The 12,024-nt window shown below is 43.9% G+C and carries 9 protein-coding genes; 5 read left to right on the plus strand and 4 right to left on the minus strand.

Translation table 11 applies throughout. The features are described 5' to 3' along the window. The first annotated feature begins 24 nt into the window (after positions 1-24). The 4 genes from AB8P72_RS06440 to AB8P72_RS06455 all read left to right on the plus strand — a co-directional run bounded on the left by AB8P72_RS06440 (position 25) and on the right by AB8P72_RS06455 (position 5,898). On the plus strand, positions 25-1,410 hold the full coding sequence (locus AB8P72_RS06440) for a hypothetical protein (RefSeq protein WP_305935281.1): 1,386 nt from the start codon (positions 25-27) through the stop codon (positions 1,408-1,410). A gap of 116 nt (positions 1,411-1,526) precedes the next feature. Then, entirely contained in the window at positions 1,527-3,638 is a 2,112-nt protein-coding gene (dnaX, locus tag AB8P72_RS06445) for a DNA polymerase III subunit gamma/tau (protein WP_369958242.1), read from the plus strand. Between the two features lie 252 nt (positions 3,639-3,890). Further along, entirely contained in the window at positions 3,891-4,790 is a 900-nt protein-coding gene (locus tag AB8P72_RS06450) for a LysR family transcriptional regulator (protein WP_305935279.1), read from the plus strand. A 145-nt stretch (positions 4,791-4,935) separates the two neighbouring features. Next, a complete protein-coding gene (locus AB8P72_RS06455; protein ID WP_369957771.1) occupies positions 4,936-5,898 on the plus strand; it encodes an IS30 family transposase in 963 nt (320 codons plus the stop codon). Positions 5,899-5,981: 83 nt separating this feature from the next. Here the strand turns inward: AB8P72_RS06455 and AB8P72_RS06460 are convergent, their stop codons facing one another. Together AB8P72_RS06460 and AB8P72_RS06465 are read right to left on the minus strand one after the other, a co-directional pair. Then, on the minus strand, positions 5,982-7,163 hold the full coding sequence (locus AB8P72_RS06460) for an aspartate aminotransferase family protein (protein WP_369958243.1): 1,182 nt from the start codon (positions 7,161-7,163) through the stop codon (positions 5,982-5,984). 64 nt (positions 7,164-7,227) lie between these two features. Next, entirely contained in the window at positions 7,228-7,440 is a 213-nt protein-coding gene (locus AB8P72_RS06465) for a DNA gyrase inhibitor YacG (RefSeq protein ID WP_305935276.1), read from the minus strand. 234 nt (positions 7,441-7,674) lie between these two features. On the opposite strand from AB8P72_RS06465, the gene AB8P72_RS06470 reads away from it, so the two are divergent. Further along, positions 7,675-8,337 (plus strand): SAM-dependent methyltransferase, encoded by a 663-nt coding sequence (locus tag AB8P72_RS06470; protein ID WP_369958244.1) that lies wholly within the window; start codon positions 7,675-7,677, stop codon positions 8,335-8,337. Between the two features lie 184 nt (positions 8,338-8,521). Here AB8P72_RS06470 and AB8P72_RS06475 read toward each other — a convergent pair whose 3' ends face one another. Both AB8P72_RS06475 and purD read right to left on the minus strand, forming a co-directional pair. Then, positions 8,522-9,931 carry an AarF/ABC1/UbiB kinase family protein gene (locus tag AB8P72_RS06475; protein WP_198327806.1) on the minus strand — a complete coding sequence of 470 codons (1,410 nt, stop codon included), beginning with the start codon at positions 9,929-9,931 and terminating at the stop codon, positions 8,522-8,524. Between the two features lie 394 nt (positions 9,932-10,325). Next, complete coding sequence (gene purD, locus AB8P72_RS06480) at positions 10,326-11,660, minus strand: phosphoribosylamine--glycine ligase (RefSeq protein ID WP_198327863.1); 1,335 nt, start codon at positions 11,658-11,660, stop codon at positions 10,326-10,328. Between the last annotated feature and the right edge of the window lie 364 nt (positions 11,661-12,024).

The following is a 12,024-nucleotide window of genomic DNA, read 5'->3' on the forward strand; positions in this document are numbered from 1 at the left end:
TGAGACCTTATGGATAGGGATGTTATGGACACTCAGCAAGTACCAGCGTCGATTTGGCAGCAGATGATTCAGCAAAACTTTTTATCTTTGTACGATTTAACTCCAGACAAAATCACTAATCCTGAATATCTTCAGGGTTATGTTTTTGTCTTTGAGTTTTCTAATGCTGTGGTCTACCTTATCGTCAATGATGTGACGATACAGACTGATAGACAGGATATCGATAGCACTCAGGTGCGTACGTGGAGAAAAGAGGTTGTCAATCAACTGATTAAGCAACACGCTCAATTGTATCTGAAGAATGAACAGGCGCTTGCCTATCAAAATGATTCTAAAAACCAATCTAAAAGTAAGTTAGCATCTGACCAAACGGCAGACAAAGCGATTTATTTTATTGGTTTGACCGCACTTTCGGTGCAGCATCCAGAGATTACTGAGAGAAATGCTAAAAAGAACAATGCTCAAAACGTTTATCGAAACAGCTATCAGAATAGTTATCATAATAGCCAACAGAGCAAACCTGTAGAAACCGCCTCATATGCGGTTGGCTATGAATATGGCAGTCAGTTTTTTGCAGAAGACTGTGTGCTTGATTTGGACGATGAAGAAAGCGTCTTGCAAGTATTCAGTTATCAAAACTTCACTGAGATACTCAAGCAATTGGTGACGCCCAGTGATTTAACGGCATTTTTAGATTTTCATCGCCGTAAGCTTGCGGGATTTGACGCGTTTCAAGACGAATCAACCTTACTTGCTCAGTTTTTACAGTCGCCAGATTTTCACCAAAGGGCGATTGAGGTTCAAAAACAACTGGTCAGCCATAATTTGATAGCAGAGATTGAACCACGACTGCTAAAAGCGGCAGAGCCTGAGCAGGCGGAGTTTGCTCAAGCACTGATGGCAGAGATTCAAAAGAACACGCGCATGTGGTACAAGCTGTTTAATAGCTTGGTCAGAGCGTGTTATGACGCCGGTACGCCGCTGCCAAAAAAGCAGGTTGATATTTTGGTCGATGAGTCCATGTACACCTATGCTTGTTTGGTAGAAAAAATATTGGCGCATAGAACGATTGACCAAGATTCACGCTGGAATGGCTACGTGCGCCATGAGCACTCTTATAATGTCTTTGGGCGTCATTATCTGCTGGTTTTTTATGCGCAAGATGACAGCAGCTCGTTAAGTGCGGACAAAGTGCGTGCCGGTCATCAAGACTTATTATTTGAGCTCAACGCGCAAATGCAGCAGCCGGTCATGCAAGATCTGTTTTTAATCGGTGTCGATGTCAGACCCTGTGAAGACAGCGTAAATACCGAGGTGCATCTTGACGCCTTTCATCAGCAAGGCTCGCTCATCGATGCCAATACCCAGCGTTTGTATGAGCAATTGGCTGAGTTACGGGCGCAATCATAAGCTATGCTAGAACCCAGTTTCGACGTTTGGTTTCAATATCTACTTTGGTAGTTAGTTTTAAGCTAAATCGCTGATTTGAAGCTTTATTTATATCATTACTCACATTGGCATTTATTATGACGCAGCAATATCAAGTTTTAGCGCGCAAATATCGTCCAAAAAACTTTCACGAGTTGATTGGGCAATCGCACGTCTCACAAGCACTGATTAATGCGATTGATTATAATCGTCTGCACCATGCTTACTTATTTACGGGTACGCGCGGTGTCGGTAAGACCACTATTGCGCGTATTTTGTCTAAATGTTTAAACTGTGAGACGGGTATCACTAGCACGCCATGTGGTGTCTGTGATAACTGCGTGGCGATTGATCAAGGACGGTTTATTGATTTAATCGAGATTGATGCGGCCTCGCGTACCAAAGTTGAAGACACCCGCGAGCTACTTGACAATGTGCCGTATGCGCCAAGCCAAGGTCGCTACAAGGTGTACCTGATTGATGAGGTGCATATGCTGTCGACACACAGCTTTAATGCGCTGCTCAAAACCTTGGAAGAACCACCTGAGCATGTAAAATTCTTACTAGCCACCACCGACCCACAAAAGCTGCCCATCACGATTATCTCGCGCTGTTTGCAGTTTGTGTTGCGTCCTTTATCGCAAAGTCTGCTTAGTGAGCATCTAGCCAATATCTTAAATCAAGAGCAGGTGGATTATACTCAGCCTGCGCTTTGGCAATTGGCCAGTGCTGCTAAAGGCTCGGTGCGTGATGCGTTATCGCTGACCGATCAAGCGATTGCATTTGGACAAGGCGCGCTCGATGATGTAACAGTTAATGCCATGCTTGGCTTAATTGATGCCGCTGACTTGGTGCGTTTAATTACAGATATTTATAATCATGATAAATCAGCAGTCGCCACACATATCGAGCAAATGCGCGCGCAAATGGTCGATGCCACTAGCATGTTTGATGGCTTGGCTGAGCTGTTACATCAATTGGCATTGACGCAACTGCTGCCTGAGGTTGCGCTTAACGTAAACGAAGCACAAGCGCAGCAGATTAATCAGCTTGCGCAGCACATGAGTCCTGACGTTTTACAGCTATATTACGAAATCGTCGTCCAAGCGCGTGAAGGCGTAAAGCTGGCTAGCACACCGATGCAGGCGCTTGAGATGTGTATTTTACGTCTATTGGCGTTTCGACCTTTACCCGTCGATGAGATTTTAGCAAACGTACCGGATACTACTATATCTTCTGTCCCTAGAGCATCTAGCTCTGTATCAACTGTTTCTAGAGGCTCGATAGAAACTAACACGGCCGATAATGCTAAGGCAGAACTCAATACAGTATCAATAAGTGCCAGTACTGCTGATGCAGCAAACACCAATGCACTTTTAAATACTAATGAGCATTCAGTATCAGCGTCTTTATCAGAGCAAACCTTAGCAGTAGTAGAAGCGCTATCAGAATCGCAGCCAGAACCACAGTTAGAGCCAGCAGTGGAATCCATCCCGCCATTACCAGACTACGATGCTGATTATCAGACCTCAAGTCAAAATGAGGTCGAGCCATACAATACAAGTTATGATGATGCTGAATTTGACCAATATAATAGCTACGGTAATGATGAAGGATTGGATTTATTAAGCAGCAATATTAAGCCTGAGCCTGTTGTTGAGCCTGAAACTGTTATTGAGCCTGAGCCTGTTATTGAGCCTGAACCTGTTGTTGAGCCTGAACCTGTTGTTGAGCCTAGCGCAAATGATTCCCAATTAACTGCGCAAGTTGATGATCCGCGTACTTTGTTACGCTGTGCGCCGCAAGAATTAACGGGCGAGTGGACGCCAGAAAAATGGGACTACTGGTTACAATGCGCCCGCGAAGCTGGTAGTTTGGCACCCGATGAATTGGCATTAGCGCGCCAAGGGATGATGACCGGTCACTGTAACGCTAAAGCGGTCTTTGTCACGGCGGTAGATAGTAAGCATCTGCAAGCTACTTTTCAGCAGCTGGCGGCAAAATTACAAGAACAGTTTACGCAAGCAGACATTAGCTTGCAGATAGATGGCAGTATTATGCAAGCCGATGATAAGACGCCTGAACGTCGTCAACAAAAACGCCTTATTGAAGCGCGTACAGTGGCAGAGTCCAGATTACTTAATACACCCGTCATGCAATATCTGACGGAGCGCGGCGAAGGAAAAATGGGTAAGGTTCAGTTGTATTAAAGCGTTCAGTTATATTAAACAATGTTCAATTTTATGATTGGCAATCTTTAATCAGTAAACCTTTATATATTTTATTATAATTCTCTAAATATCAAGGCGACATTAATTTATCGCCTTGATATTTTTCGTTTTATTAATGACTAAATAGCTTTAGATGACTAACAGAGTTATAGTAAAAAACTGTAAGATTTATTATAATCCGCTATAATGGTTAAGTTATATTAAAAACTAAAAAGCAGCTTAGGTGGAAATATGTTAGATAATTTACGTGGTATGGCTGTGTTTGCCAGTGTGGTCGGACACGGCTCTTTTAGTGGTTCAGCTCGCGAATTGGGTATTACGACCAGTGCGGTCAGCCAACAGATACGCGCTTTAGAAAACGAGCTTGGGGTAGTACTCCTGCATCGCTCAACTCGTAAGCTCAGCTTAACAGAAGCGGGCGCCAGCTTTTATGAAGCGGCAAAAGATGTGGTCAGTGCCGCTGAACAAGGGCGTATTAAAGTCAATCAATTACGTGATGAGCTTGCGGGTAGCTTACGCATTGCAACCACGCCTGAGCTTGGCGTTCATCATATTTTGCCCGCTCTATCGACTTGGATGTCGGCGCACGATGACCTTAGCATTACTTATTTTGCCGACAATCATTATATCGATATGATTGATGAGCGTATCGATATTGCGGTACGTATGAGCCCTAATATCAACGACTCAACCTTGAGCAATTACCCATTATCTGATGTGCGTCAACTGTTGGTTGCCTCACCGCAGTATTTACGTCAGCATAAAAAGATTGAAACGCCAAAAGATTTGGCAGACCATCAGCTGATTTGCATCGATATTATGAAAGACGCAAGTCATGTCGAGCTTACTCAGACCGAAACAGGCAAGAAAACACGCATCAAAATGAATTCGCGTATCCACACCAACAACGTCTTTATGGCGATGACTTTAGCAAAGGAAGGTCACGGCATGATTCGTATCATGGAGATGGACGTCAAAAGAGAGCTTGAAAATGGCAATTTGGTCGAAGTGTTGACCGGTTATCAGCTGCCAAGTTTTGTGCTATATGCCGTCACCTTAAACCGTGATCAGCAACCAGCAAAAATTACCCGCTGCTTAGAAGTATTAAAAAAGTACTTCCATGCCAATTAAGTCAAGCATTTAGTAATATCTGATTTAAAATGGTTTTAAAGTGTCCTAGATTCAAATAAGAAGTGCAACGTTTTAAAAGAATGAGTTGAAGAGTAAGATGTGCCGTGTTGCATTTCAAACTTCAACTCCTACATATCAGAACGTTATGAAACACTATACACATCTTACCCAAGAGCAAAGATATCAAATATCAGCACTATTGCAAGCTAAAAAAGGCATGAGTGAAATAGCTAGAATTATCGGCTGTCATAAATCAACGGTGAGTCGAGAGATAAGGCGAAACCTGGGACAAAGGGGTTATCGCCCCAAACAAGCCCATCGTTTGGCAAAAGCGCGCAAAGTTAAGAATAGCACACAGATTAGACGCTTTGGCTGGTGCTATATTGAGCATCTACTCAGCAAGCACTACTCCCCTGAACAGATAACAGGGCGACTGAGGATGCTGGGTTGGGAAGATGTCCCAAGCCATGAATCGATATACCAACACATCTATACTGACAAAAAGGCAGGGGGTGCTCTACACACCACCCTCAGATGTCAAAAGCGTTATAAGAGACGGTATCTGCAAGGCAATGATAGGCGCGGGAAAATAGCGAACCGCTGTGATATCACTGAGCGTCCTAGCATCATTGAGACACGCAGTCGTATGGGCGATTATGAAGGGGATACGGTGGTTGGTCATGGACATCAAGGTGTTCTGGTTACTTTAGTAGATAGAACGACTCGAGAGACTAAGATCAAAGCGCTACCCAATCGTAAGGCAAAAGCTGTCACACAAGCTTGTATTGACATGTTAAAAGGTGAGCAGGCGTTAAGCATCACCTTTGACAACGGTAAAGAGTTTGCTGACCATGAAGCGATGGCAACCGCGTTAAAGGCTGATATTTACTTCGCTCAGCCTTATCATTCTTGGGAGCGCGGAACGAATGAGAATACCAATGGTTTAATTCGTCAGTTTCTACCTAAGTCGATGCGTCTAGATAACCTATGCAGGCACTTAGTTCAGTCGATTGAAGACAGTTTAAATAATCGACCAAGAAAGGTGCTAGGGTTTAGAACACCGCTTGAGGTAAAATCTAGCTTCGGGTGCGTTGCACTTCAATGTTGAATCTAAGTGTTAAAAAGCAAAAGGCCTATAGATAATGTATCTATAGGCTTTTTTTGGTTTTAAACTTTGATTAAATTAACCGTTTAAAACGAAGGTTTTAATAAATTAACCAAACGCTCAACCACTTGTGAGCTTTCATCACGGCTCATATTAAGCGGTGGCAATAGACGAATCACATGACCGCCTGTGACATTAATGATTAATTTTTGCTCATCACGGGCACGGTCAACTAATTTGCTACAGTCTATCTGCTGAGGAAGGGCGATACCAATCATCATCCCAGCTCCGCGGGCGCTGACGCCATATTGTCCAAGCGCGTTAACCACGCCTTCACGGATGAACTGTCCTTCAGTGACGGCATTGTCCATGATACCGCCATCGGCAAGCACTTCATACACGCTATGTACCACACGACTGGCTAGCGGCGTGCCACCATAAGTTGAGCCGTGACTACCAGCGCCAAACAAGCCATTGGCACGCCCGCGCACCATGCAAGCACCGACCGGAAAACCATTGCCTAAACCTTTGGCGGTCGTCAAGACATCAGGGCGCGCGTTGCTATGCTGATACGCAAAGTATTTGCCCGTACGGCCGTTGCCAGTTTGCACTTCATCAAGCATAAATAACCAATCATGACTATCGCATACGGCTTGTAGTTGCTCAAGATACGTAAAGCCATTGGCTGCGGTATTCAAACCACCTTCGCCTTGGATAGGCTCGACAAATACTGCACAGATATCATTATTGTCTTGAGCCGCTTGCTCAATCGCGGCGATATCACCAAAGGGCACACGAATAAAGTCTTCATCCAAGGTATAAAAACCTTCACGGGCTTTAGGATTGGCAGTTGCTGATAACGACAGCAAGGTACGACCATGAAAAGACTGTTCCATCACGATGACTTTTGGGCGTTTAAAACCTTGCTGGTGCGCATAGAGTCGTGCCAATTTTAATGCCGCTTCATTGGCTTCAGCACCACTATTAGCAAAAAATACGCTGTCCATTTGCGCGGCATTACATAGAGCTTCGCCAGCGCGCTCTTGCCAGTCAATGCCAAATAAATTACTGGTATGCACCAAGGTTGCCGCTTGCTGCTGAATAGCCTCAGTTACTTGTGGATGACAATGCCCCAAGCCGCATACTGCGATACCCGTTAAGGCATCTAAGTAGGGTGTCTTATCTTTGGTATAAAGCCAGCTTCCTGAGCCGCGGGTGAAGCTGATTGGTTGACGATTATAAGTGGGCATCAGGTAAGTAGCAGACATGTAAAACATCCTTGGCATAATAAAGAGTTAGAGGATAAAAAGTTTAATGGGAGTGAATAGATAATTAGAGTTCATCAGAAAACGGCGTCGATTCGGCAGGTAAGGTATATTCTTCACTTGCCCATGCGCCTAAGTCAATAAGCTTGCAGTGATGACTGCAAAACGGCTTATATTTATTGTCTTGCCACGCAGTTTGATTGCCGCATTCTGGACAAGGATAGGTTTTGGGTAAGAGGTTGGTATTGTGGACGCTGTTGCTAGAAGTAGATTCAGTCATAATAAAAGTAGGTATATCCTATGGGCTATCAATAAATGCTGTCATTTAAGACAGCGCTTCTAATCAATAGCAAGTATGAATAATGTGAGTTTTTTGGCTTTATAAGCAATCGCCCTGCGGCATTAATAATTGTCGTTCGATAAGCATGGACGTTGTATTACTATTAGGCTGGATTGACTATATAATAGCATGCGGTCGGATAATGACAAATGACAAATCCCTTAAGGATAGTAGATGACTGACAATCTTGAGCTTTCGCATCAGCAGCAGCGTGCCTTTCAACCCCAAAAACTTTCAGCACCGCGCGATTTTATGACTCCAGAAGTATTGATGAATAGACAGCTGCCTTTGGTATTGGAGATTGGCGCAGGGAAGGGCAAGCATGCGCTTAGCTTTGCACTGCAGCATCCTCATAAGCATCTAATAGCCATCGAGCGTACACGTAATAAGTTCGATGCTTTTGCTAAATTGGTCGGGCAGCAGAAATCAAGCAATCTCAGCGCGATTCATGCGGATGCCATCGCTTGGATTGTTCATGCTGTCGCGCCAAACAGTATCGAGCGTATTTTTATCTTATATCCCAATCCTGAGCAACATAACCCTAACCAACAGTGGTTAAACATGCCTTTTTTTGAGTTTTTGCTTTCTCGTTTGCAAGTAGATGGAGAAGTAGTGCTGGCGACTAATATAGAAACGTATATGGATAATGCAGAGCAGCAAGCCAATGAAGTCTGGTGCTTACCGAATACGCGTCATAAAGTCGCTAGTGATAGTCAGCGTACACACTTTGAAGTCAAGTATCTAGCGCGCGGTGAAACTTGTTGGCAGCTAAACATGCGTAAGCCTGACGGTTATCAAACCAGATTCGACAATTGGCAAGCAAGTAATAAGGCATAAAAAATAGCCTAAGTAAAAAAATGTATTATACTAAAAATTACCGAATAAAGAATTAAGGACAAAGAGTATGAAACAAAAATGTATTATCAAGAAGATAATTACATAAAATAGCCTAAGCAAATAAAAATAAACCATAAAAAGACCGCCACAAAAAGGCGGTCCAAAAAATATCAACCTTCCTATATCACAAAAAAGGCTTCACCAATTTATTAGAATCGGTATAAGCATCTAATACCGTCAAAAAGGTATAGGCACCGATAAATTTTCTACTGATAAACATAAACTCTTTAGGCGGCAGGTTAAACTCAAAAGACTGCATCGCTTGCGTGGCGTTATTTGAGAGGCGAGTATGCAACTTACTGTTCGCCCAGATATAACGCTGCTGTTCATCTAAGCAATTTTTGGGAATATCAGGGTTTAAAGTAGGGTCACTAAAGGGTTCTGTCGCTAATAAAAATAATGAAGCGATATCGGAGCGTACTTTATCACTCATGCTATCAAAAAAATCATAACCGGTCATGGCGCGTTTCATTGCTTGATGGTCATGATGATAGCCAGCTCGTAATAGCCCGTGAGCAATGGTTAGTAAGTTATCGTCGAATTGGCGAATGGCACCAAAATCTAGCAATACCAGCTTATCGATTTCGTTTTCATCAGCAGCGACACGAACGAGGTAATTACCAAAATTGGGATCCGTTTGCATCTCGCCCCATACAAAAATCTCTTGCATCATGATTTCGATAGCGGCTTGACCGATAGCGTTGCGGCGCTCATGTGACAATAACTGTAGCGCTTCCGAGACCACCGTAATGCCTGGCTCATAAGACATGCATAACAAGCGTTTGGTTGAGTAAGTACGATTGATTTTGGGTACGATATAACGTGGGTCGCCCAGTAAGCGCTCATAAAAACGCTCCGTGGTCGCTGCTTCCGCTTCGTAGTCAACTTCATGATGGAGGAGGTCGCGTATCTCTTCAAACCACGCATCGAGGGCGCGTGTTTGCGGTACGATATTACTGACTTTTAATAAACGCTTAAATAAAGCCAAGTCAGAATTGATGGCATCGGCCACACCGGGATATTGGATTTTTAACACCACTTGCTCGCCCGTTGCCAATACCGTTGCGCGATGAACTTGGGCGAGGGAAGCGGTACCAATAGGAACGGGATCAACTTTTAGCTCATTTAACTTCGCGCCCAATAATTGGCGTAATGTGACCTCGATTTTTGGCCATGCTAAGGTGGCGGTATCGTCATTGAGTGTTTGCAGGGCGCGCGTGATTTCAGGCGGTAATATATGTTCGCCATAAATTGCTAGCATTTGACCAATTTTTACCACCGACCCTTTTAATTTACCTAGCTCTTCTGCTAGATAGTGCGCCTGTTCTTCCATAAAAATTTGATTGCGCGCCGTACGTGCTTCTTTATTCAAAAACATACCAGACACACTATTACCTGCCCAACGACGACCGATATTTAAGGAGGTTTTCGCAATAGACATCCGACGCTCAAACCCTGAGGTCTTCAGGTTGTCGATGGATTGCTTGTTATTAGACGGTTTATTATTAGAGGGTCTAGAGGTATCATTTGCCATAAATATAATCATTCATCCGGTTGCTATTGATGTGCGGGCGTAAACCGACAATACAAGGAGATGCGACGTACTGGTACAAAATTGTATCATATAACGGGCGGTAGATTGAGATGCCCATGCTTAGCATGAACCGTTACTTTGTAAATTAACGTATGCTTATTAAAAGTAAATCTATGAATTGCTATGTTACATGCTACGACCGAGCATTAAAGCGCTCAAAATCAAGCGCCACAATAAATAGCCTTATTCTAACACTAAGCCGCCAAAGATAATTTTTAAAATACGCTCATAAAAAATGAGCAAACGAAAAATCCGACCTAGCATTACACTAGATCGGATTGCCATAAAAACAATATAAGAAAAACGATATAAGTTTTAAATTGGCCTAACCATATTAAACATTTTCGCGAGCAATCGCCTGGTGACCGATATCACGGCGATAATGAGCGCCATCAAAGCTAATCGCGCCTGTCACGGTCAATGCGGCTTGCTGTGCACCAGAAATGCTATCAGCCAATGCCGTCACGCACAATACGCGCCCGCCATTGGTCACCACTTCTTTCTCATCATTATCATCACTAAACGTATCGTTATTAGAGAAAGCCGTGCCAGCATGAAAAACTTTGACTGACTTTTGATTATCATTATCCAACTCTGGCATACCAGTAATCACATCACCTTTGGATGAGGTTTCAGGATAGCCTTTTGAAGCAACGACAATACCGAGAGCAGGGCGCTCATCCCAATTGGCGGCGCTTGGTAATTTACCATTTAAGCCTTGGGCTACCAAGTCAACCATCGATGATTGTAAACGCATCAAAATCGGCTGCGTTTCTGGGTCGCCAAAACGGCAGTTAAACTCAATCACATACGGGTCGCCCGCCTCATCAATCATTAGTCCAGCGTATAAAAATCCGGTATAAGGATGGCCGGCAGCTTTCATGGCATCAACAACAGGTTGGATAATTTGCGCCATTACCTTATCGTGAACGTCTTGGGTGACCACTGGCGCAGGGGAGTAAGCACCCATGCCGCCAGTATTTGGTCCCGTATCGCCTTCAAACGCACGTTTATGGTCTTGGCTGGTTGCCATCGGTAAGATGTTGTCACCATCTACCATGCAAATAAAGCTGGCTTCTTCCCCTTGCAAGAATTGCTCGATAACCACACGGCTACCAGCATCGCCAAATTTATTATCCGCAAGCATATCGTCAATTGCTTCGTGCGCCTGCTCGATGGTTTCGGCGACGATAACGCCTTTACCCGCAGCCAAACCGTCGGCTTTGATCACAATCGGTGCGCCTTGCTCATCGATATAGGCTTTGGCAGCAGTAGCGTCCGTAAAGCCTTGATAGGCTGCGGTTGGAACATTGTTTTGTTCCATAAATTCTTTGGCAAAGGTTTTTGAGCCTTCAAGCTGCGCACAATAAGCGGTTGGCCCCCATGCTTTGATGCCGGCTGCACGACAAGCATCAACGATACCGGTTACCAACGGCGCTTCTGGACCGACAATCACCATATCAATGGCGTTATTTTGGCAAAATTCGATGACCGCACTGTGTTCGTCAGCATCGGCTGTATCTTCTAAGGTGACGTTTTGGCATTTGGGCTCAAGGGCGGTGCCAGCATTACCGGGAGCGACGTAGATGTTTTGTACCTTGTCGTCTTTTGCACACTGCCATGCGAGTGCGTGTTCGCGACCACCTGAGCCAATCACCAAAATATTCATCATACGTCTGCCCTTAGCATCAAAATTCATTGTGAGTTGTTTGTGAGTTAGTTTTTTGGGAGTTAATAGCGAGCCAGCAAAATCTGCTGCAATATACTGCGGTATTCTAACAAAAAAACGCCATGATTGTCATGAGTATCCACCTGTCAGCAAGTTTTAGATGAGGTTAGGATGTTATTGTCTTAATTATTAAAGACTCTCTCATTAACTGTCTCATTATCAAAGGTTATCGACATATTGCTGATTCATGAAATGATGTTGTACGCTTTTGCTAGACGCCGCAGTGCGTTACACTTTGATAGGTTGGCACTAGTAGATACCAATGATTGGTTATTGCAAAAACGAGAACGACAAACCTATAACA

Origin of the sequence: Psychrobacter sp. CLB018, assembly GCF_041222815.1 — a bacterium.
Taxonomy (GTDB): domain Bacteria; phylum Pseudomonadota; class Gammaproteobacteria; order Pseudomonadales; family Moraxellaceae; genus Psychrobacter; species Psychrobacter faecalis.

Excerpts from the sequence above, each read along its gene's own strand:
- purD (WP_198327863.1), bottom strand. The coding sequence starts at position 11,660 with ATGAATATTTTGGTGATTGGCTCAGGTGGTCGCGAACACGCACTCGCA.
- AB8P72_RS06450 (WP_305935279.1), top strand. The coding sequence starts at position 3,891 with ATGTTAGATAATTTACGTGGTATGGCTGTGTTTGCCAGTGTGGTCGGA.
- AB8P72_RS06475 (WP_198327806.1), bottom strand. The coding sequence starts at position 9,931 with ATGGCAAATGATACCTCTAGACCCTCTAATAATAAACCGTCTAATAAC.
- AB8P72_RS06440 (WP_305935281.1), top strand. The coding sequence starts at position 25 with ATGGACACTCAGCAAGTACCAGCGTCGATTTGGCAGCAGATGATTCAG.
- AB8P72_RS06455 (WP_369957771.1), top strand. The coding sequence starts at position 4,936 with ATGAAACACTATACACATCTTACCCAAGAGCAAAGATATCAAATATCA.
- AB8P72_RS06465 (WP_305935276.1), bottom strand. The coding sequence starts at position 7,440 with ATGACTGAATCTACTTCTAGCAACAGCGTCCACAATACCAACCTCTTA.
- AB8P72_RS06460 (WP_369958243.1), bottom strand. The coding sequence starts at position 7,163 with ATGTCTGCTACTTACCTGATGCCCACTTATAATCGTCAACCAATCAGC.
- dnaX (WP_369958242.1), top strand. The coding sequence starts at position 1,527 with ATGACGCAGCAATATCAAGTTTTAGCGCGCAAATATCGTCCAAAAAAC.
- AB8P72_RS06470 (WP_369958244.1), top strand. The coding sequence starts at position 7,675 with ATGACTGACAATCTTGAGCTTTCGCATCAGCAGCAGCGTGCCTTTCAA.